Annotated in this window: 17 protein-coding genes; 10 read left to right on the top strand and 7 right to left on the bottom strand. The window is 56.5% G+C overall.

Annotated elements, in window-relative coordinates; translation table 11 throughout:
- Window positions 1-100 precede the first annotated feature (100 nt).
- The 3 genes from MTX78_RS19270 to MTX78_RS19260 all read left to right on the top strand — a co-directional run bounded on the left by MTX78_RS19270 (window position 101) and on the right by MTX78_RS19260 (window position 4,777).
- A complete protein-coding gene (locus tag MTX78_RS19270) occupies window positions 101-2,416 on the top strand; it encodes a TonB-dependent receptor (RefSeq protein ID WP_243797546.1) in 2,316 nt (771 codons plus the stop codon).
- A 519-nt stretch (window positions 2,417-2,935) separates the two neighbouring features.
- A complete protein-coding gene (locus tag MTX78_RS19265) occupies window positions 2,936-3,652 on the top strand; it encodes a murein L,D-transpeptidase catalytic domain family protein (protein WP_243797545.1) in 717 nt (238 codons plus the stop codon).
- A 297-nt stretch (window positions 3,653-3,949) separates the two neighbouring features.
- Window positions 3,950-4,777 (top strand): murein L,D-transpeptidase catalytic domain family protein, encoded by an 828-nt coding sequence (locus MTX78_RS19260; RefSeq protein ID WP_243797544.1) that lies wholly within the window; start codon window positions 3,950-3,952, stop codon window positions 4,775-4,777.
- A 76-nt stretch (window positions 4,778-4,853) separates the two neighbouring features.
- Here MTX78_RS19260 and MTX78_RS19255 read toward each other — a convergent pair whose 3' ends face one another.
- The 4 genes from MTX78_RS19255 to MTX78_RS19240 form a co-directional block, all read right to left on the bottom strand.
- Window positions 4,854-5,915: an Ldh family oxidoreductase gene (locus tag MTX78_RS19255; protein WP_243797543.1), complete on the bottom strand. Its 1,062-nt coding sequence runs from the start codon at window positions 5,913-5,915 to the stop codon at window positions 4,854-4,856.
- A 127-nt stretch (window positions 5,916-6,042) separates the two neighbouring features.
- Window positions 6,043-7,017 (bottom strand): transglutaminase family protein, encoded by a 975-nt coding sequence (locus MTX78_RS19250; protein WP_243797541.1) that lies wholly within the window; start codon window positions 7,015-7,017, stop codon window positions 6,043-6,045.
- A 111-nt stretch (window positions 7,018-7,128) separates the two neighbouring features.
- The gene (locus tag MTX78_RS19245; protein WP_243797539.1) at window positions 7,129-8,064 is read right to left on the bottom strand and encodes an alpha-E domain-containing protein; all 936 of its coding nucleotides are present in this window, start codon (window positions 8,062-8,064) and stop codon (window positions 7,129-7,131) included.
- A gap of 160 nt (window positions 8,065-8,224) precedes the next feature.
- Entirely contained in the window at window positions 8,225-9,682 is a 1,458-nt protein-coding gene (locus tag MTX78_RS19240) for a circularly permuted type 2 ATP-grasp protein (protein WP_243797537.1), read from the bottom strand.
- Between the two features lie 415 nt (window positions 9,683-10,097).
- On the opposite strand from MTX78_RS19240, the gene MTX78_RS19235 reads away from it, so the two are divergent.
- Window positions 10,098-11,174, top strand: a complete 1,077-nt coding sequence (locus MTX78_RS19235; RefSeq protein WP_243797535.1) for a zinc-binding metallopeptidase family protein — start codon at window positions 10,098-10,100, stop codon at window positions 11,172-11,174.
- Window positions 11,175-11,284: 110 nt separating this feature from the next.
- Here MTX78_RS19235 and MTX78_RS19230 read toward each other — a convergent pair whose 3' ends face one another.
- Together MTX78_RS19230 and MTX78_RS19225 are read right to left on the bottom strand one after the other, a co-directional pair.
- Window positions 11,285-12,232, bottom strand: coding sequence for a Ppx/GppA phosphatase family protein (locus tag MTX78_RS19230; RefSeq protein ID WP_243797534.1), 948 nt, complete (start codon window positions 12,230-12,232; stop codon window positions 11,285-11,287).
- Window positions 12,233-12,412: 180 nt separating this feature from the next.
- A complete protein-coding gene (locus tag MTX78_RS19225) occupies window positions 12,413-13,297 on the bottom strand; it encodes a class I SAM-dependent methyltransferase (protein WP_243797532.1) in 885 nt (294 codons plus the stop codon).
- Between the two features lie 271 nt (window positions 13,298-13,568).
- Here MTX78_RS19225 and MTX78_RS19220 point away from each other — a divergent pair, with 271 nt between their 5' ends.
- Both MTX78_RS19220 and dapF read left to right on the top strand, forming a co-directional pair.
- Entirely contained in the window at window positions 13,569-14,051 is a 483-nt protein-coding gene (locus MTX78_RS19220; protein ID WP_243797531.1) for a DinB family protein, read from the top strand.
- A gap of 10 nt (window positions 14,052-14,061) precedes the next feature.
- Window positions 14,062-14,859, top strand: a complete 798-nt coding sequence (gene dapF, locus MTX78_RS19215; protein ID WP_243797530.1) for a diaminopimelate epimerase — start codon at window positions 14,062-14,064, stop codon at window positions 14,857-14,859.
- A 101-nt stretch (window positions 14,860-14,960) separates the two neighbouring features.
- On the opposite strand, the gene MTX78_RS19210 is transcribed toward dapF, so the two are convergent.
- Window positions 14,961-15,980 carry an aldo/keto reductase gene (locus tag MTX78_RS19210; RefSeq protein WP_243797528.1) on the bottom strand — a complete coding sequence of 340 codons (1,020 nt, stop codon included), beginning with the start codon at window positions 15,978-15,980 and terminating at the stop codon, window positions 14,961-14,963.
- A gap of 207 nt (window positions 15,981-16,187) precedes the next feature.
- Here MTX78_RS19210 and MTX78_RS19205 point away from each other — a divergent pair, with 207 nt between their 5' ends.
- The 4 genes from MTX78_RS19205 (at window position 16,188) to MTX78_RS19190 (ending at window position 21,115) form a co-directional block, all read left to right on the top strand.
- The gene (locus MTX78_RS19205) at window positions 16,188-16,709 is read left to right on the top strand and encodes a GNAT family N-acetyltransferase (protein WP_243797526.1); all 522 of its coding nucleotides are present in this window, start codon (window positions 16,188-16,190) and stop codon (window positions 16,707-16,709) included.
- A gap of 305 nt (window positions 16,710-17,014) precedes the next feature.
- Window positions 17,015-18,253: a glycosyltransferase family 1 protein gene (locus tag MTX78_RS19200; RefSeq protein WP_243797525.1), complete on the top strand. Its 1,239-nt coding sequence runs from the start codon at window positions 17,015-17,017 to the stop codon at window positions 18,251-18,253.
- A gap of 44 nt (window positions 18,254-18,297) precedes the next feature.
- Complete coding sequence (gene glf / locus MTX78_RS19195; RefSeq protein ID WP_243797523.1) at window positions 18,298-19,488, top strand: UDP-galactopyranose mutase; 1,191 nt, start codon at window positions 18,298-18,300, stop codon at window positions 19,486-19,488.
- 313 nt (window positions 19,489-19,801) lie between these two features.
- Complete coding sequence (locus MTX78_RS19190) at window positions 19,802-21,115, top strand: family 1 glycosylhydrolase (protein ID WP_243797522.1); 1,314 nt, start codon at window positions 19,802-19,804, stop codon at window positions 21,113-21,115.
- Window position 21,116 lies beyond the last annotated feature (1 nt).

Here is a 21,116-nt window from a genome sequence, read left to right as displayed (position 1 = left end):
ACAGGCTGCTTATAGCAACCCGCATTTCTTATTTCCAATCTGACGCTGCATGTATGCGGGCCGCTTGGTCTGTACGCGGCAGAGTCGTGCTATCGGTTGTATGACCCTCAATTTTTTACGAATACTATTGTTCGTGCTGGCACTGTGTGGGCCGGTAGGAGTAGCCCCTTTGTGCGCACAAACCACCACAGCCGCCAGCTTGCGCGGCACCATCACCGATTCCACGTCGGGCCAGCGGCTACTTGGCGTCGGCCTCCGGCTGGAAGGTGCCGGTGGCTCCAACAGTGCCGTTACTGCTACCGATGAGTTAGGCAGCTTTCGCTTTAGCAACCTTGCTCCGGGCGTGTACACGCTTCGAGCCGCGGGTCTAGGCTACGGCGCCCGCACCCAAACCCTAACGCTGCGTGCCGGCGAAAACAAGGCGCTGACGTGGCACTTGCCAATGGTTGCGCTGAGCTTGCGCGAAGTGACCGTAGCGCAGCCCCGTGACCCCAACCAGACACTGGCCGCCATCACCCACATCGACCAGGTGCTACGGCCCGTCAATTCGGCGCAGGATTTACTGCCCCTGGTGCCGGGCCTGTTTATTGCGCAGCATGCGGGGGGCGGCAAGGCCGAACAAATTTTTATCCGCGGCTTTGATGTCGACCACGGCACCGATTTCAACGTCAGCATCGACGGGCTGCCCGTGAACATGGTGTCGCATGCACACGGGCAGGGCTACGCCGATTTTCATTTTGTGATACCCGAAACGGTGGATGCGTTGCGGGTGTACAAGGGCCCCTACACGGCGCGGTTTGGAGATTTTGCCACGGCTGGCGCCGGGGAGTTTACCACCAAAACCAGCGTAACCAACAGCCTGGCAAAGCTGGAGATAGGGCGCTTTGATACGCGCCGGGCGGTGGTGCTGCTCGATGTACTGCCAGACGGCAAGCACTTGTTTTCCAAGCAGGCGGAAAGTGCCTACCTCGCCACGGAGTACACGTTCACCAATTCCTATTTCCAAAGCAAGCAGCACTTCAAGCGCTTCAATGGCATGGGCAAGTACACCGGCTTGCTGTCGGAGCGCACTTCGCTGATGCTGCTCGGCTCGCACTTCACTTCCACGTGGGATGCCTCCGGCCAGGTGCCGGAGCGGGCCGTGCGCGCCGGTCTTATTTCCCGTTTCGGGGCCATTGATAACACGGAGGGCGGCAGCACCGACCGCACCAACGCCACGGCCGTTCTGACCACCACCTTGCCCGGCGACGCGGTGGTGCGCCAGCAAGCCTACTACAGCCGGTACAACTTCAATCTGTTTTCCAACTTCACTTTCTTCCTCGAAAACGAAGACCAAGGCGACCAAATTCGGCAAACCGAGAGCCGCAATATCTACGGCTACACGGGCACCTATGAGCGCAACGGCCAACTCGGCAACCGGGCCCTGCGCACCACCGTCGGGGTTGGTACGCGCATCGACGATATCAACGTGGCCCTGCGCAACGCGGTGAAACGCCAGGTAACGGGCACTATAGTGAGTGGGCCGGTGTACGAGCAAAACCTGAATGCCTACCTCGAAGAAACGTTGTCGCTGACCGATAAACTCACGGTGAATGCCGCGTTTCGTGCCGACTACTTCGTGTTCAAGTTTCAGGACGCCGCGGCTGACTCTGCTTCGGGGCGCGCTACCAAAGGCCGGGTGAGCCCGAAGTTGAATTTCTACTACGACCTCAACCCGCAGGTGCAGCTGTTTGCGCGGTCAGGCTTCGGCTTTCACTCTAATGATGCCCGCGCAGTGGTGGTGAACCGCGGCGACTCGCTGCAGGCCTTGCCGCGGGCCATTGGCTACGAGGTGGGCAGTACGTTCAAGCCCGTACCGGCTTTAGTAGTGAATGCTGCGTTGTGGGCCTTGCATCTGCAAGACGAACTGGTGTACGTCGGGGATGGGGGCTTTGTGGAGAGTTCGGGCCGGACCCGCCGCTTCGGCGTCGACCTAGCCATGCGCTATCAACTGTCGCGCATTCTTTTTGCCGACTTAGACCTAAACTACAACCACGGCCGCGCCGTGGGCGAACTGCAAGGTGAAAACTACATTCCGCTAGCGCCCAGCTTCACCAGCATTGGGGGCGTCACGCTCAAGCAGCCAACCGGCCTCAGTGCCAGCCTACGCTACCGCCACCTCAACGACCGGCCCGCCAACGAATTCAACACGGTACGGGCTCGGGGCTACTTTCTACTCGATGCCGTAGTGAGCTACACCAAAGGCCGGTTTCAGGTAGGCGCCACCGCCGAGAATCTGTTGAATGTGGAATGGAACCAAGCTCAGTTTGATACCCAGAGCCGCTTACCAGGCGAGCCAGCCGAAGGCGTCTCAGAACTGCACTACACGCCGGGGACACCGTTTTTCATTAAAGGCAACGTGAGCGTTTCTTTTTAGCGCCAGTGCCCCCCGTCTTATATCCGCATCTGACCTGGCGCAGATGATACTGTCATCTTTCAATTCTTTCGTATGTCTCTCGTCAACAACTCCATAGTTTCTGCTCTTGCCAGCACTGCGTTAAGCTTGTCTCACGCTGCAACGCTACATTCGTTCGGAATCAAAAAGCCGCCGTTACCTGCCAGGCCATCTAGGCACGTGATAGAGGCGGCGGCACGAACTCGCTGCCGCAGTTTAGTGCGGTCGGCACCCTGTCAGTCAGGCAAACGCTGGTAGTGTATACAAGCATCTCCTTGTAAATAGGAGAGGCTTTTTTGTGGCCAAGCGACATTCTTTTAGGGAGGGTGCTTTTCCAATGCTGTGGCCTGAGTACTTTGGGGCATGAGTAGGCACGTAGCAATGATGTGGGGAAGAGCAGGAGTACGGTCCATAATAGGAGCAGCAGTTGGGTTGGGACTGGTTGGGTGCAACGTTTCAGCCACCGAAAGCAGAGCACCTGCGGCCGCTGTTCCGGCCAGCATGGCAACTTCTGTTCGTACGGCGCCCACGCTCCCCGATTCGCTGGCCCTGACCCCCGTTCCTCCATTAACGGACGTTACCGACTCGTTGCGCCAAACGGTGCAGCAACTGCAAGCCAGCCTTGGACCCGAAGCCGCCGCCCTGCGCCCCGACGTGTTGGAAAGAGCGTGTGTAGGCTATCTGACGCTGCGGCAGGCCAATCGTATTCAGCGGCCCGGCGTGTTAGCCGTAGCCGATATGGACCTGCCTTCGTCGGAGCAGCGGCTGTGGGTGTTGGATCTGAAAGAGGGCCGCATCCTGCATCGCAGCCACGTAGCGCATGGGCGCGGTTCTGGGCATCTACGGGCCGAACGCTTTTCCAACGTTTCTAGATCGGCTTGCACATCACTAGGGTTCTATCGGACGCAGGACACCTACGGAGGGAAGCACGGCCTTTCGCGGCGGCTACGGGGCCTCGATGCCGGCCAGAATTCCAATGCCGAAGCACGCTACGTGGTATTGCACGCCGCCGACTACGTGAGTGCCGCTTACTTGCGGGAGCACGGGCAGGTAGGCTATAGCCGCGGGTGTCCGGCCCTGCCGCCAGAGCAGTACCGCGCTATCATCAAGAGTTTGCCCGAAGGTTCATGCTTGTTTGTGAGCGGCCCCGGCCTGGAGTCGAAATGGCTGGATGGGACCAAAGCGGCCCGGCAGCTAGCAGCCCGTGGGTGGCAATAAGGGGAAGCGTAAGTAACTGGGAACTTGCAGTATTTGAAATTTTTGTTGTCGGAAGTTCAGGGTAGTTGTACGGCTGACTTCCAGAGGTGGAAACGCGCAATAGCGTGCTGTAGGCAACGATAGCAGTGTACATAGTAGATATGGAATTAATCTGGCGCTAGTTACGTTTAAGCAGAGCACTAGCCGGAAATCCTGGTGATGTGCACCATTCGCACAGATGTTGCGTATAGTCTTCTCAGGTAACACTTCTCCTAAGGAGTATTAATCTAAAAAGCAGGGGCAACCCTCTCAGCGCAGATGGAAAAAACTAGTGTAGTATATCGCCAGCGTTTCAAGCGTCGCGCCCGTCGGGTTGCCCGCCGGGTGTTGCCTTTCATGGCCTCGCTTTTTATGGCTACGCCTTTAGCTAGTCCGGTTATCAACTCCAAGGTGAAGGCTGCCAGCACAGAAGCTAAACTGCCGACTGCTAAAGAGTTGCAAGCCACTTTCTATACTCAGCGTACGCACGGACTGTACCAAGAGCTTGGCTTGGAAAGCCAGGGGCTGCACTTTGATGTGTTCGAGAAAGCCTTGACTGGCTACCTGAACCTGCAAAGCGAAGGCCGCCTGTCCAATGACAAGCAGTTGCTAACCGTAGTGGACTTTAACCTGCCTAGCACAGCCAAGCGCCTGTGGGTGATTGACTTGGCGCAAAAGCAAGTGAAATTCAATACCTTGGTAGCTCACGGCCACAACTCGGGCGAGGATGTAGCAACGACGTTCTCCAACAAGAACGAGTCGAACATGAGCAGCCTTGGTTTCTACGTAACGCAAGACGAGTATGTAGGCAAGCACGGCCGTTCGTTGAAACTGGAAGGCGTAGACGAAGGCTTCAACACCAATGCACTTGAGCGCGCCGTAGTAATGCACGGTGCCGATTATGTAAGCGAAGACTTCATCAAGCAAAATGGCCGCTTGGGCCGTAGCCTCGGCTGCCCGGCCTTGCCGATGGATCAGAAAGATGAAATTATTGAAGCGGTGAACGGCGGTACGTGCTTGTTCTTAAGCGGTGCCGACGAAACCTATTCCTCGAAATACCTGAATGAAGATGTTGCTGTAAGCACTCTGCTTGCCAGCAACGGTTAATCTTATAATAGTTCGTGAAAAAGCCCGCTCTTGTTTGCAAGAGCGGGCTTTTTTGTGGCATGATGTACCCTGCTCGTTACAGCTTCACCCCAAACTTAGCGCCTAATGCTTCCAGGTCACGCACTACGGGGTCAAGGAGGTCGATGCCATCGAGCAAGCGGCGGGAAGCGGTTTCGCGCTCCGGGTCGCCGGGGATGAGCACGTGCTGGCCTTCTGTGGCGCGGGCGTTGCGAAAGGTGGTAATCCAGTTGTCCATGTGGGCCTTGAACTCGTCGGCGGGACGGAAGGCATCTACGCGCATGGCCCCGAAGAAGTGGCCGATACCCTGGCCCACCGGGTCGGCGGGTGGTTGTAAGAATGCCACAAAGGGCGGCACCCAGGGGCCGTAGTTGGCGCCAGATAGCACTGCCGAGAAAATGTCTACTACAGCGCCTAGCCCGTAGCCTTTATGCGAACCGGTAGCCCCGCCCAGGGGTAGTAGCGCGCCGCCATTCTTCACGGCGTTGGGGTCGGTGGAGCCGATGCCCGCAGCATCTTGTGCCCAGCCTTCGGGAATAGGAATGTTCTTGCGCTGAGCAATTTCCAACTTGCCGTTGGCGGCGGTGGTGGTCGCCATGTCCAGCACAAAATCGGGTTGTTCACCGGCTGGCACGGCCACAGCAATCGGGTTGGTGCCCAACAGCCGGTCCAGGGAATAGGTGGGAGCCACGAGCGGCGAAGCATTGGTCATGGCCATGCCTATCATGTCGTGGGCTAGGGCTTTCATGGCGTGGTAGCCCGCGATGCCGAAGTGGTTGGAGTTGCGCACCGATACCCAGCCAGTACCTACCTGCCGCGCCTTCTCAATGGCCACCTGCATAGCCTTAGGCCCCACTACCAAGCCCAAGCCGCCGTCGCCGTCCACTACGGCCGTGCTGGGCGTTTCGTAGGTGACGCCCACGCGTGGAGCCGGATTGATGCGGCCTGCTTCCCACAGCCGTACATAGCCCACCAGCCGGGCTACGCCATGCGAATCAACGCCGCGCAAATCGGCGGAAAGCAACGTTTCGGTGGCAAGTATAGCATCGGCATCGGGGCAGCCGATGCTCTTGAAAACGGCTTCAGTGAAGGAGAAAAGCTGGTTATACGAGAACGTCATCGGGGGCAGCGAGTAAGGGCGTAGCGTGAAGGAGTGGCAGCAGAACAAAACGCCTAGCCAAACCGAAGCCCAAACTTACGGCAGTTTCCGGAACGGCTACTTCCAAGTCAGGTGCTGCAGCGACGAGTTACTGCTGTTGCTGCTGCTGCTGCTGTTCCCAGTTCACGTACTTGCGGTAGGAGTTGATGGGCACAATAGGCTGCTCCACTTCCCGCACATACACCGGTTCTTCCGGTAGGGCCACTGGTTGGATTGGCTCACCGTTGTCGATGTGCACCGACACGGTAAGGGTGTGCGCGCCGGTGCCTTTGTAGGTGCCTTTGATGGGGGTGCAGTCCGTGAAATTGCGGCCAATGGCAATGCGCACGTGCCCATCATTCACGATGCAGTTGTTGGTTGGGTCGAGGCCCAGCCAGCCGTAGAACGGAATGTAGGCTTCCACCCAAGCATGCGTAGCACCCGTACCCCGGACACCTTCTTCTTTGGGACACACATAGCCGCTCACGTAGCGCGCCGGAATGCCAATCAACCGAAGCATGAACAGCAGCATATGCGCAAAATCCTGGCAGACACCCGCCCGCAGCCGCCAGATTTCATCGGTTGGAGTTTCCACGTTGGTGACGCCTTTCCTGTACTCGAAATGGTCGTACACGTATTCCGACAGCACTAGCGCATTCTTCAGCGGTTTATCGGCACCGTTCACTATCTCACTCAGCGCGCGCCATATTTCCTGCTGCAGCGCCGATGCCTCCGGGGTCAGGAAGTCGATATAGCCTACATCGTGGCGCAAGCTAACTAGGTTCTGCCATTGCGTTTCGGCCGACGCCTCATCCATTGGAAACTGAATGGGGTGCGTCACCACATCCAGATTGGACTCAATCAGTAGCTCCGTGTGGGGCTTTATCAAGGTAAAAACCCCCACCTGATTGCCGAAGTAGTCGGTGAAGAAAGCCGTTTCCGGGTTGTAGGAAACACTTACTTCGTGGTTCTTCACGGTTAGCCGCTCGTCTTCCAGCGGATAAATCATCAGCTGATTGGCGCAGTCAATGACCGGCGCCGCGTAGGCGTAGCGGGTAAGGTGCTTGATTTTATAGGAAGGCATGGGGCCAGGAATATGCGTGAGTGAAGCCAGGGCAGATCATGGAAAGAGCAGCTAGCCAGACAGCAGCGGGTTGCTGCTAAAGAGTGCAGCAACCTGCTGCCCTTCCACTGCTCAGCTGTTGCCGAAATAATATTTGTTGAGCGCAGTGGCAATTTCCAGCAGTTCGTTCCGGATTTGCAGCAGAAACTGGTCGAGCATGGCGGCATCACTCACCGACAAACTGCTGTAGGTTACGCTGTTCTTGGCCTTGCCAATCAGAAAGCGCACTTGCTCGTAGTTGGCTGGCAAGCTTTTGTCTTTAAGCCGCTCACAGTGGCGCATCAACTGCCGAAGGCTATACGACAGCGAATGGGGAAAGTCCGTGTCGTGGACCACCATGTTGAGTACAGTTTGCGCATCCAGGATTCCCCGGTGCGTTTTCGAATACAACTCGTGGCCGTAGAGCGAGTACAGCACGTAGCGCAGCTCCGGGGCGCCCATCGGATGCTGCCGCTCCGGCGAAAAGGCCAGCTTGTTGAGGCGCAGAATATCCACCGTTTGGAGGGCGCGCTCCAGAAACTTGCCTAAGTTCAGGAAGGCGTATCCCTCGTCGCGGGGCATGGTGTACTGTACCGTGCCAGCAAACAGCAAGCCTTGCCGCAGCAGCATATCTAGGCCCGATACGGGGTCTTCAATGGTGGTTTGGCGGGCCATGTCCTCCTGCCGAATGGTGTGGTAGTACTCGTTTAGGCTCTGCCACACCTCTTTGGTGATATGGTCTTGCACGGCGCGGGCGTTTTCGCGGCCTCGCACCACGTTGTTGTACGCCGACACCGCATTCGACCGTTCGAACACCAAGTGCCCGATGATTTGCGCCGTGTCGCGCACGGTGTCCTGGATTTCCTCGGTGGTTAGGTCGCCGTAGTTGTCGAGCAGGGACTTCCACCCCGAGTAGCGGTGTTCATCCTGCGAGGTGATGTAGCTGATTCGAATCACCTGCAGCATGGATTGAGTGCGTTCCATGTAGCGGGCCAGCCAGTAAATTGTGTCAGCAACGCGACTTAGCATGCGGTAATTGTTGAGGGTAAGAGGGCCTGAGGGTAAGTGGGTAGGAGATAGGTCGAGGACTAAGAGTGTATGGGGTATTTAAAACAGTATAGGCGGCGTGGAATTAATGACGTTTGTCTTCACATTCCCTGCTACTTCTTGCTCGCTTACTCTCAGCCTCTTATCCAAACTCCGGACCCAGTACCCAGGTGTCTTTGCTGCCTCCACCTTGCGAGGAATTTACTACCAGAGAACCTTCGCGCAGTGCTACCCGCGTTAGGCCGCCGGGCACAATGTCGATGCCGGAAGGGCCGTAGAGCGCAAACGGCCGCAGGTCCACGCGGCGGGGCTGCAGCACGCCGTCGATGTAGCAGGGAGTGGAAGAAAGGCTGATGATGGGTTGGGCAATGAAACTGCGTGGGTCGGCACTGATGGCCGTCTTGAAAGCATCCATTTCCTCTTCCGTGGCGCTGCTGCCAATCAGCATCCCGTACCCACCCGACTCGTTGGTGCGCTTGATGACCATGCGTTCCATATTGTCGAACACCAGTTGGCGTTTGTCGGGGTCGTCGAGCTGGTAGGTGGGCACGTTCCTCAGAATGGGCTCCTCGTTGAGGTAGTAGCGAATCATGTCGGGTACGTAGCAGTACACAGCTTTGTCGTCGGCCACCCCATTGCCCATGGCATTCACAATGGCCACGTTGCCTTTGCGGTACGCCCAGTACAGCCCTGACACGCCCAGCTCGCTGTCGGGCCGGAACGCCAGCGGGTCGATGTAGTCATCGTCGACGCGGCGGTATATCACGTCCACGCGAGTGAGGCCCTGGGTGGTTTTCATGTACACGAAATGGTCGTGCACTATCAGGTCGCGGCTTTCCACCAGCCGGATTCCCATCAGACGCGCCAAGGTGCTGTGCTCGAAGTAAGCCGAGTTGTAGATGCCCGGCGAAAGCAACACCACCGTCACCTCGCTGCCCTGCCGGTCGCCGAGGGCGAGCAGGTTGCGGAACAGCAAATCGGGATAGTCTTTCACCGGCTGCACGTTGTTCTTGGGCAGCAAATCGGGGAAGATGCGGTACGTGATGCTGCGGTTTTCCAGCATGTACGACACCCCCGACGGCGTGCGCAGGTTGTCCTCGAGCACGTAAAACTCCCCGTCGTGGTCCCGAATGAGGTCTACGCCCGCAATGTGGGTATAGATGTCGAACGGGACATTGACATTCACCATCTCCCGCAAAAACTGCGGGCACGAGTACACCAGCGCCGCTGGAATAATCCCGTCTTTGATGATAAACTGCTGGTGGTAGATATCCTTGAGAAAGATGTTAAGGGCCTTCAGCCGCTGCTTGATGCCGGCCTCAATGCGGGTCCATTCCGTGTGGTTGAGGATGCGCGGAATAATATCGAAGGGGAAAATTTTCTCGATGCCTTCGCCGCTGCTGTACACCGTAAACGTAACGCCCTGGCTCAAAAACAGCTTTTTGGCTAGCTCCACCTTGCGCGTCATCTCGGTGCCCGGCAGATTCTCGATGGCCGTTACGAAGTTGCGGTACTCGGGGCGGATACCTTCAGACTTGAACATTTCATCCCACACGTGGGCCTGTTCCCGATAAGAGTGGAGCAAGGAAGCAGAGTGCATACAATAGGGAAAGAGAGGCAGAAACTTCTAGCAGCTTGGGCACCAGCAAGCAGAAAAACAGGTGCTGCAAGGATAGGTACTCGACTGTAGTTTTTGGGGTGCTGATTCAGGAATTAAGCGAATAAATTGCGGAACACCCTTAGTTTTCAATAAGGTTTTTGATTTTTTATGTGGTTTTTGCTTGGTAAGGCCACCTGCTTAGATGGTTATGTCAAGGAAAGCTCCTCTAGAAAACAACAGGCCCATGAGTAGCGCAAGGAGCCTTGGCAACAGCTTACGGGATACGCAAAACGGATTTGCAACGGCTTCATGAAGCTTGAAAGCAGAAGCTTTGTACCAGCGTATCCCGCAGTTGTAGCGGCATTTTGAAATCAACCGTACATACCGTGAAACCAGCCAGCTCTACTTCAACCAGATGCAACTCTTTAAGTGTACTCATTGCGGCCAACTGCTGTACTTTGAAAACGATAAATGCGAAAAGTGTACCTATCCGTTGGGCTTCGAGAGCAAGCAACTGCAACTAGTACCCCTAGTGCCAGAAGCCGATGGCCATACATTCCGGTTGTACGGCGCTAGCCCCTCTGACGGCCCAACGTATACCTATTGCCCCAACCATGCGGAGGGCGCCTGCAACTGGCTGGTGCCTACTACCAGCATGGGTTCCTTCTGCACCGCCTGTGCCCTCAACCGTACCATTCCGAACCTAGAGCAGCCCGAGCACCGCACCCGGTGGCGGCGGTTGGAGGTAGCCAAGCACCGGCTGGTGTATAGCTTGTTGCGCATGGGCCTACCCGTTGTCAGCAAAGCTGTTGACCCGGAGCGTGGCCTCTGGTTTGATTTCCTGGCCGACCCCAACCCCGAAGCCGGCGAAAGAGTGATGACCGGTCACGACGAAGGCCTTATCACCATCAACATTGCCGAGGCCGACGATATCGAGCGGGAAATGGCGCGCAAGGCCATGGCCGAACTGTACCGGACACTCCTTGGCCACTTTCGCCACGAAGTCGGCCACTACTACTGGGACCGGCTGATCGACAACACGCCGCATCTAGAGGAATTCCGGGCCTTGTTCGGCGACGAGCAGCAGGATTACGGCGACGCCCTCAAACGCCACTACGCCCAAGGTGCCCCGCCGGATTGGGCGCAGCACTTCATTAGCTCGTACGCCAGCAGCCACCCCTGGGAAGACTGGGCCGAAACGTGGGCGCACTACCTCCATATTCTGGACACGCTGCAAACGGCCCACGCCTTCGGCTTGAGCGTGAACCCCGTAGTGGCCGAAGAAAACCACTTCCTGCGCGCCACCATCAGCGAGGAGCCCTACGAGCAAGCCAACTTCCAACGCATCATGGACCACTGGCTGCCGCTTACGTTCGCCATGAACAGCCTCAACCGCAGCATGGGCCAGCCTGACCCATACCCGTTCATCATCACCCCGGCCGTGACCGAGAAGATGGCCTTTATTCACAAGGTCTGCCAGGAAGTAAACTAGTATCTTCAGCAGCCCGGAGCCGTCTGCTGAACCTAACAGGCCGTAAAGCAAACCGCCCGCCTCTTTGCCTATCGGTGCAAGGAGGCGGGCGGTTTGCGTTGCTAAGGGGCTTATTTCATCATTTCGGCTAGCAGGCCTTCTTTCAGCGCGAAAGCCGAGGTACGGATGCGGGTGATGCCACTAACGCCCAACACAAAGTCGAACAGCACGGAGGCCACTACCAGCATATCGGCGCGCATGGGCAGGATGCCGGGTATGGCTTTCCGTTCTTCGTGGGTGCTGCTAAGGAGCTGGCGGTAGCTGTTTTGGAAGCTGCTCATGGCCAAATCGGTACACGGCGGTAGCTCGGCTTCGGTGCGCAGCTGGCCGAGCTGCATATCTGCCAGGCTGTCGAAGCTGCCTGAAGCGCCCACCACCGCCACCGGCTGGAACTCTTCAATAGCGGCCACCAAGGGCGCCAGCACCACGCTCAGGTGCGCTTGCTCGGCTGCCACGGCCGCCGCCGACATAACGCCGCTGGGGTCAGGAAAGAACATGTCCAGTAGCCGCTGCGCCCCAATTTCAAAGCTCTGCTTCCAGAAAATGGTGGCTTCATCGGCAATGATAAACTCCACGGAGCCGCCTCCTATGTCTACAATTAGGTTGCGCTCGTCGCCGAGGGGCACTGCTTGCCGTACGCCTTTGGCAATCAGCTCGGCTTCCCGTTCGCCAGGAATTACTTCCACCCGGATGCCGGTTTGCTCGAAGATGGCCTGCACCAGCTCCGAACCGTTGCGTGCCACGCGCACGGCGCTGGTGGCCGTGGCGCGCACATCCGTCACTTGATGGAGCTCTATTTCTTCCTGAAAAGCTTGTAGCGTGTGCAAAGCTCGTGCAAACGCCTGGGGCGTAATTTCTCCTTTGCTGATACCGCCTTCCCCGAGCCGCACGCCCACTTTGGTCCGCATCAACACCTGCGGCTCCGCGTGTCGTTCTTCCGGCAGCTCCACAATCAATAAGTGAAACGTGTTGGTGCCCATGTCAATGAGGGCAAGGCGGCGGTGGTGCGTAGTAGTCATATAATTGGGCTGGTGGCGAACCTCACCTCTTAACCTCCTCTCCTCGGGGAGAGGAGAACTAGTTTCTAATTTTACTAGAGCTAGTTTTTAATAGGGGTGCGATGGGTGCAAAAGATAGAGCTAGAATGCTAAAAGCTAGTTTCCCTCTCCCCGTGAGGAAGGGGGTAGGAGGTGAGGTCCCTACGTGGCAAACCGGCAGAAGGTACCGAGCGGCAGCTTGCGGGCGCCGGCATCATGCAGGTATATTTCGCCAATCTCCCGTTTGTCTCGCATAGTGGGGAAAATCTCGCTTACGAGGTTATCCAGGATCAGCGCCGAGAATCCCAACGAATACAAATTGACGAGGAAGAAATGGTCGGTGGGGTCGAGGAGCTCTTTGCACAGCTTCAGCATTTCGTTGAGCTCGTCTTCGAGCTGCCATTTCTCGCCGTTGGGGCCCCGGCCGTAGGCGGGCGGGTCCAGAATGAGGCCTTGGTACTTGCTGCCGCGTTTCACTTCCCGCCGCACGTACTTCATAGCGTCCTCTACCAGCCAGCGTACCCCGTCGAGGTTGCTGGCTTCCATGTTGTCGCGGGCCCAAAAGTTGACTTGCTTCACCGAGTCCAGGTGCGTGACGTCGGCGCCAGCAGCGCGGGCGGCCAGCGTGGCGGCGCCGGTGTAGGCAAACAGGTTGAGTACCCGCGGCACGGCGGCTTTACGCTTGCGGGTTTGCTGGTAGATGAACTGCCAGTTGGGGTCTTGCTCTGGAAACAGCCCCACATGCTTGAACGACGACATGCCCAACCGAAACCGCAGCTTCAGTCCATCGGGCCGTTCGTAGCCAATCACCCATTGCTCGGGCGTGCCTGGCTTTATTTTCCACTGGCCCCGCTCCTGACTGCCTTTCTCGCGGGTGAAGGTGGCATTGGCGCGCTGCCACTCGCTAGCAGGCAGATGGGGGTCCCAGATGGCCTGCGGCTCGGGGCGGGCCAAGATGTGCTGGCCGAAACGCTCCAACTTCTCGAAGTTGCCCGCGTCGAGCAGTTCGTAATCAGACCAAGGACTGGTAGTAAGGAAAGTATACATGCAGTGCAAAGGTAGGGGTTGACGCTGGCTTGCTGACTGATGGACCACGGCTATTCTATGGGGCTGGGCGCTCATATGCACAGGTAACGGCAACCAATAAGTCGCCAGAACGTCATGCAGAGGCGTCGCCTGGCCTTCTATTCGCTACGCTGGTTGTGCGCCGCTACCGGTGTAAGGTGCTTCGGCGACCTTTCTGCAGGAGCTGCCTTTCAGGCAAATAGTTCGCACACTCCGTATTACATAACATCAATTCACTAGCAACAACTACCCTATGTCAGAGTCGGAACGCATTGCCGATCAACTCCGCCGCGCCTTCGATGGAGATGCGTGGTCGGGGCCTTCACTGCAACAAACGCTGGCCAACATCACAGCGGCGCAAGCCGCTGCCTATCCGTGGCCCGGCGTGCACACCATCGGCGAACTGGTGCAGCACCTAACCACCTGGACTGTTACGGTAGCACAACGGGTTGAGGCCCGCCAACTCACGCCTATGACCCGCGACGACTGGCCGCTGTTCCCGGTTGTGGCGGACGAGGCGGCCTGGTTGCGTACGCGGCAACAGCTGCACGAAGCGCACGAACAACTGGTGGCTATTACAGAAGCCTTACCCGCCACGGAGCTGGATACGGTGCTTGGTGATGCACGTCAGCGGGCCGATGGTTCCGGCGTCTCTATCTATGTGCTGCTGCATGGCATCGTTCAGCATTATCTTTACCACGCCGGGCAGATAGCCCTGTTGCGCAAATTCGTCTGATTCTTTCCCCGTGACTCTTTCCTTCTTTAAATACCAAGGCACCGGCAACGACTTCGTGATGGTGGACGACCGCGCCCACCGCTTCGACGAAACCAACCAAGCCCTCGTGCATCACCTCTGCGACCGGCGCCGCGGCATCGGGGCCGATGGCCTCATTTTGCTGCGCCAGCACCCGGAGTACGATTTCGAGATGGTGTACTTCAATGCCGATGGCCGCTTAGGCTCTATGTGCGGCAATGGCGGCCGCTGCACTGTGGCGTTTGCCCGGCAGCTTGGCGTTATTGATAGCACCACCCGCTTCTTGGCCGCCGACGGCCCCCACGAAGCCCAGATCGACGCCGATGGTACGGTGCACCTGCGCATGCAGGACGTAGCAGGCCACCAGCAAATAGCAGAGCACGACGGGGTGTTCCTGAACACCGGCTCGCCGCACCTTGTGCGCTTTATGCCCGCCAGTACCCTGGCCGACCTGAACGTGTTTGCCGAAGGCCGCGCCATCCGTTACGGTGCGCTTTTCCGGGAGCAAGGCACCAACATCAACTTTGCGGAAGTGCCCGCAACGCCTGATTTACCGTGGCAGGTGCGCACCTACGAGCGGGGAGTGGAAGACGAAACACTGAGCTGTGGCACGGGCGTTACGGCGGTGGCACTAGCTGCCTCACAGCATGGCGCGCAAAGCCCCGTGCGCCTGCTTACTCCTGGTGGTGAGCTGCGCGTCACGTTCGAGGCACTGCCCGATGGCGCTTTTACCAACATCTTCCTGATTGGGCCCGCAACCCGCGTGTTCGACGGAAACGTGGAAGTATAAGCCTGGTCAGCTTTCATTGAACACGGAAAAGAGCCGGCCGCTAAAGACAACTTGTCTTTAGCGGCCGGCTCTTTTCCGTGTGTTTAACTACAGCTACAAGGTTATGCTTGACGGTCGGGAGCCGTGAAATCCAGCATCCAGCCGGGGTATTCAGGTGCCAACTTGCTTACCTCGTCTAGCTGCTGTAGCTCTTCTGCTGAAAGCTGCACGTCCACTGCTTTCAGGTTGTCTTCCAGCTGCTCCAATTTCTTGGCTCCAATAATCACGCTCGTGACGACGGGTTGGTGCAGCAGCCACGCCAGCGCCACTTGCGCCACCGAAACGCCTTTTGCCTCGGCCAACGGCCGCAGTACGTCCAGAATATCGTAGGCCTTCTCTTTGTCAACCGGAGGAAAGTCGAAGTTGATACGGCGGGCGCCTTCTTCGTTTTGTTGGTCGCGGGTGAATTTGCCGCTCAGGAAACCGCCGGCTAGCGGGCTCCATACCAGTAAGCCCACTTTCTGATCAAGCAGCAACGGTACCAGCTCGCGCTCCAAGTCGCGGCCTGCCACCGTGTAGTACGCTTGCAGCGACACGAATTTTTCCAGGTGGTTGTAGGTGGAGTAGCCTAGCGCCTTCATCAGCTGCCACGCCGCCAGGTTGCTGGCCCCGATATAGCGCACTTTGCCGCTACGCACTAGGTCGTCGAGGGCTCGGAGCGTTTCTTCCAGGGGCGTGAGTGGGTCGTAGCTATGAATTTGGTAGAGGTCGATGTAGTCGGTTTTCAGGCGCCGTAAGCTGTCCTCCACCTGCTGCATGATGTGGCTTCGGGTCAGGCCTACTTCGTTGGGGCCTTCGCCCATCTTGCCGCGTACTTTGGTAGCCAGCACCAACGAGTGGCGCGACAAACCAAGGTTATGAATGGATTGGCCAGTTAATTCTTCCGAAAGGCCTTCCGAATATACATTGGCAGTGTCAATGAAGTTGACGCCCGCGTCCACGGCGCGCTTTATTTGCTCATCAACGGCTTGCTGATCGAGCGAGCCAATAGCCGCCGCCCAGCCCTTGCCGCCGAAGGTCATGGTGCCCAAACACAGTTCCGACACTTTCAGGCCGGTGTTGCCCAACAAGTTGTATTTCATAATCCAAGAAATTGAAATGAAGCGTAGGTAATCCATCGGCAGGAGTAGGAGCGAAGTCACCACAAACGGGTGCACTTTCCACTCTTTCGATGTATGTAGGTACACTACGTAAAATTTGCTGCGAAGCCGGTCGTTCGTTGAATAAGTTTGTGTTGCGCTTATCTATTTACCCTAAAGACGTAGCGGCCTCCTCCTAGCTCCCATCCCATGCTTCGCGACGACCTTATTTTCCTGCGGGCTCTTGAAGCAGAAGACCTGGAATTCCTGTACGTACTGGAAAACGACTCGGCGTTATGGCAAGTTTCTGACTCTGCAACCCCAGTCTCGCGGTACACTTTGCGGAAATATTTAGAAAATTCCACTGCTGATTTCGAAGAAGTGCGGCAATTGCGCCTAGTGATTTGTGCACTACCCGACGGGCGGGCGGTAGGAACCGTTGATTTGTTTGATTACGTGCCTCGGCACCAACGAGCCGGTGTAGGAATTGCAGTACTACCACACGAGCGAAAAAACGGATTTGCCCGCGCTGCCTTGAAAATTCTGATTTCTTATGCCCGCCAGACCTTAGGCTTGCACCAATTGTTTTGTACAATCGGGGCCAATAACAGCGCCAGCCAAAAGCTGTTTCAACAAGCCGGATTTCAATTTGTGGGTGTGCGCAAAGATTGGGTGCGAATGGCCGACGAGTGGCAAAACGTGGTAGAATACCAGTGTTTATTGGACATATAGGAGGAGAGTAGGCATCTAGAGTAGAGATGAGCTTATTCGCCAATGCAGGGAATTCTATATTCTGGATAGTGTTGAGCTTTAGGGGTTCATATTGCACCCGAAATGTAATTTTTAGATGTGTATTGTAGTGCTTATCGGTATAAGCGGTTTAGGAGTTGAACTTATCAGCTACACCAATTCTCGCTAAAGCAGTGTATCCTTTTATCAAGGACTAGCGTATAATCTAATACCAACGGCTGGTGACTATCTAGGCTGCTTCGTAGGCCCGCTGGTGTAACACTACTTTCCTTACTTACTGCTACTCTATGTCGCTGAATGATCCAGCGCAGGTGAACTCCTCTGCCTCTGATTCAACCATACCCGCTCGCTCAACCTCGTCCGAATCGTTTCCTGATTTGGTCTGCTTCGCTCATTTACATTGGGATTTTGTGTGGCAGCGCCCACAGCACTTGTTGTCGCGGTTCGCGCAACATGGCCGGGTGCTGTATGTAGAAGACCCTTTTATTCATCCCGACCAAGTAGAACCGCATCTTGAAATCAAAGAGCGCCAAAACGGCGTGAAAGTAGTTGTTGCCCATTTGCCCTTCGGCTTAACGTGGCAGGACTCTGATGCCGCCCAAGCCAAGTTGTTGGCAGAGTACTTCGAGAAGGAAAACTTCAAACAGTATATCTTCTGGTACTACACGCCGATGGCGCTTAATAAGTCACGTGACTTCCGCCCGGTTCTTACCATCTATGACTGCATGGATGAATTGGCCAGCTTCAAATTTGCGCCAGCTGGGCTGCGTGAGCGGGAGCAAGAGCTTTTCAAGAAAGCAGAATTGGTATTCACAGGCGGTTACACGCTGTATGAATCCAAGAAGTTGCAACACCCCGATGCGTATCCCTTCCCAAGCAGCATCGACAAGGACCACTTCGGTCAGGCACGCCAGCCTATGGCCGACCCCGCCGACCAGGCTGGTATTGCGCATCCGCGCATTGGGTTCTTTGGTGTGGTAGACGAACGGCTCGACATCGAGTTGCTACGCCAGCTGGCCACCAACCACCCTGAATGGCAGTTTGTCATCATCGGGCCCGTCGTGAAGATCAGCGACGACCAGTTGCCCCGCCAGCAGAACATTCACTATTTAGGTGGCAAGGACTACCTAGAACTGCCTTCTTACCTGCAAGGATGGGACGTTGCCACCTTGCTGTTTGCCGACAATGAAAGCACGAAGTTCATTTCGCCCACCAAGACACCGGAATACTTGGCCGCTGGCCGTCCGGTAGTCAGCACGCCCATCCGCGACGTGGTGCGGCCGTACGGGGAACTAGACCTCGTACAGATTGCCGCCAATGCCGACGATTTCGGGCGGGCCATTGACAAAGCGCTTGTTCAAACGCAGGACACCGATTGGCGCCGGCGCACCGATGAATACTTAGCCACTATCTCGTGGGACTTGACTTGGCAGCAAATGCGGGACCTTATGCTGGACCGCCTCCAAGCCAAGACCGCTGGCCAAGCCTCCGAAACCGCCGATGCGTCATTGATTTCCGCTTCCTGAACATCCATCCATTCTCCCTAATCCTTCCAAAACACTCTTAGCTTATGTTCGATTATCTGATAGTAGGGGCCGGCTTTGCTGGCAGCGTGCTGGCTGAGCGCCTAGCTACCCGTTCGAATAAGAAAGTCCTCATCGTAGACAAGCGCAGCCACATTGCCGGCAATGCCTACGACCATTACAACGAGGAAGGCATCCTAGTCCACAAATACGGACCGCACATTTTCCACACCAACTCGAAAGACGTATTCGAGTACCTCTCCAACTTCACCGATTGGCGCCCCTATGAGCACCGCGTATTGGCTTCCGTTGACGGCCAACTGGTACCGATGCCCATCAACCTTGACACCATCAACAAGCTCTACGGTCTCTCGCTCAACAGCTTCGAAGTAGAGCAGTTCCTAGAGTCGTTGGCCGAGGAAATTCCCGTTATTAAAACGTCGGAAGACGTAGTAGTAAGCAAAGTAGGCCGCGAGCTGTACGAGAAATTCTTCCGCAACTACACCCGCAAGCAGTGGGGCCTCGATCCTTCGGAGCTCGACAAGTCGGTGACCTCGCGTGTGCCTACCCGCACCAACCGCGACAGCCGCTACTTCACGGATACGTACCAGGCCATGCCGCTACACGGCTACACCCGCATGTTCGAGAAGATGCTGGATCACCCGAACATCAAGGTGATGCTCAACACCGACTACCACGACATCATCGACTTCATTCCGTTCAAGGAAATGATTTTTACGGGTCCGGTAGACGAGTATTTCGACTTCAAATACGGCAAGCTGCCATACCGTTCGTTGGAGTTCAAGCACGAGACCCTCAACCAGGAGAACTACCTGGAGGCTCCCGTAGTGAACTACCCCAACGACAACTTGTACACCCGTATCACGGAGTTCAAGGCCCTTACCGGCCAGAAGCACCCCAAAACGGCCATCGTGTACGAGTATCCGAAAGCCGAGGGCGACCCATACTACCCCGTGCCACAGCCCGAAAACGCCGAGTTGTACAACCAGTACAAGAAGCTGGCTGACAACACGCCGAACGTACATTTCGTGGGCCGCTTAGCCACCTACCGCTACTACAACATGGACCAGGTAGTAGCTCAGGCCCTGACGCTGTACAAGAAACTGACTGAGAAGAGCGAGGAAGCCGTGAAAGCTGCTGCCAAGCCTGCCATCACGGGTTCTGCTTCCATCATTGATAAGCTCGTACCCCGCGACCCGGCCAAAGGAAAGCCGTAAGCGCCCCTGGCTGTTACCGTAGTAGTAAGGAGTTATCTGCTCCCAGCTACGCGCTTCAGCTACCTCACCAGAAGTCCTGCGAGAGATTTTTAACCGCCCTCAGGACCATCCGGCCACGTAACAAACACATTATGAAGCTGACGATTTTCGTCGTTCAGTGAACTGTCATCTGGTTTCCGACAAAGGCCATACAAAGCCTGAATTGGAAATCAGGTGACAGGCTTGTTTTAGGACCCGGCAACCTCGTCACTTTATGGTTAAATAAAGTTGATTGTAAGTTGACTAGTTGCCTTCCTTCTCAACGACCGAAACTATGCCTGACAAGAATGTTGAAATGTGGGGCGGCGTAGAATGTACCATCCGTCGTGTTGGCAATGACTACACCGATCAGTTGGAAAGCAGCGGCCACCGCTACCGCCTCGAAGACCTCGACTTGTTTGCCGAGCTAGGTATCAAGAAGCTGCGTTACCCTATCCTGTGGGAACAGGTAGCCCCCAATAGCCTCGACGAGCCCGATTGGACCTGGACCGATGAGCGGATGAACCGCCTCCGTGAACTAGGCATTGACCCCATCGTGACGCTGCTCCACCACGGTAGCGGCCCGCGCTACACGGCACTGCATCGCAAGAACTTTGTGCCGGGTTTGGCGCGCTTCGCCGAAATGGTAGCCGAGCGCTACCCTTGGATCAACAATTACACCCCCGTTAACGAGCCCCTGACTACGGCCCGCTTCAGCGGCCTCTACGGCATCTGGTATCCGCACGGCCTCGATGACCACACGTTTGTCCGGATTCAGCTCAACCACATCAAGGGGACGAAAGCAGCCATGCGGGCGATACGGAAAACCAATCCGGAAGCGCAGCTGATACAAACCGAAGACCTCGGCAAAACCCAGTGCACACCTGGCCTGCAATACCAAGCCGACTACGAAAACAACCGGCGCTGGCTGACCTTCGACCTGCTTTGCGGTCGTATCGACGAAGGCCACCCCATGTGGGACTACTTGTGCACCCATGGAGCCACTACAGAGGAACTGATGGAACTGGTAAATGACCCATGTCCGCCGGACGTGCTGGGCATCAATTACTACATCACGTCCGAGCGGTTTCTCGACGAAAACCACGAGGCCTACTTCGGCCACCACCGCGTTTCCGGCCACGAGCGGCCCGATTATGTTGATGTGGAAGCTGTGCGGGTGCGGTTGGTAGAGCTTACGGGCCAATACCAGTTGCTGATGGAAGCCTGGGAGCGGTACAAGCTCCCTCTAGCCATAACCGAAGTACACATCGATTGCACCCGCGAAGAACAGATGCGGTGGGTACAGCAGACGTGGAACGCGGCCAATCAACTCAAGGAAGACGGCGTAGATATGCGGGCCATTACTATCTGGTCGTTGCTCGGCGCTTACGATTGGAATTCCTTGCTCACGCGGCCAGGGACTTTCTATGAAAGCGGCGTTTTCGATATGTCAGGTGGTACTCCACGACCCACGGCATTGTTTAAGATGATACGGAGCTTGGCGCATGACGGGCACTACGAGCACCCGCTGTTACTGTCTAAGGGGTGGTGGGAAAGAGAAGAACGTTTCCACTACCACCACCACTGTCCTACCCACCAGACCTCCTAAA

It is taken from the genome of Hymenobacter tibetensis, from assembly GCF_022827545.1.
Classification (GTDB): Bacteria; Bacteroidota; Bacteroidia; order Cytophagales; family Hymenobacteraceae; genus Hymenobacter; species Hymenobacter tibetensis.
Note: the sequence above shows the minus strand (reverse complement) of the source record. Positions and strands in the feature narration are given on the sequence as shown.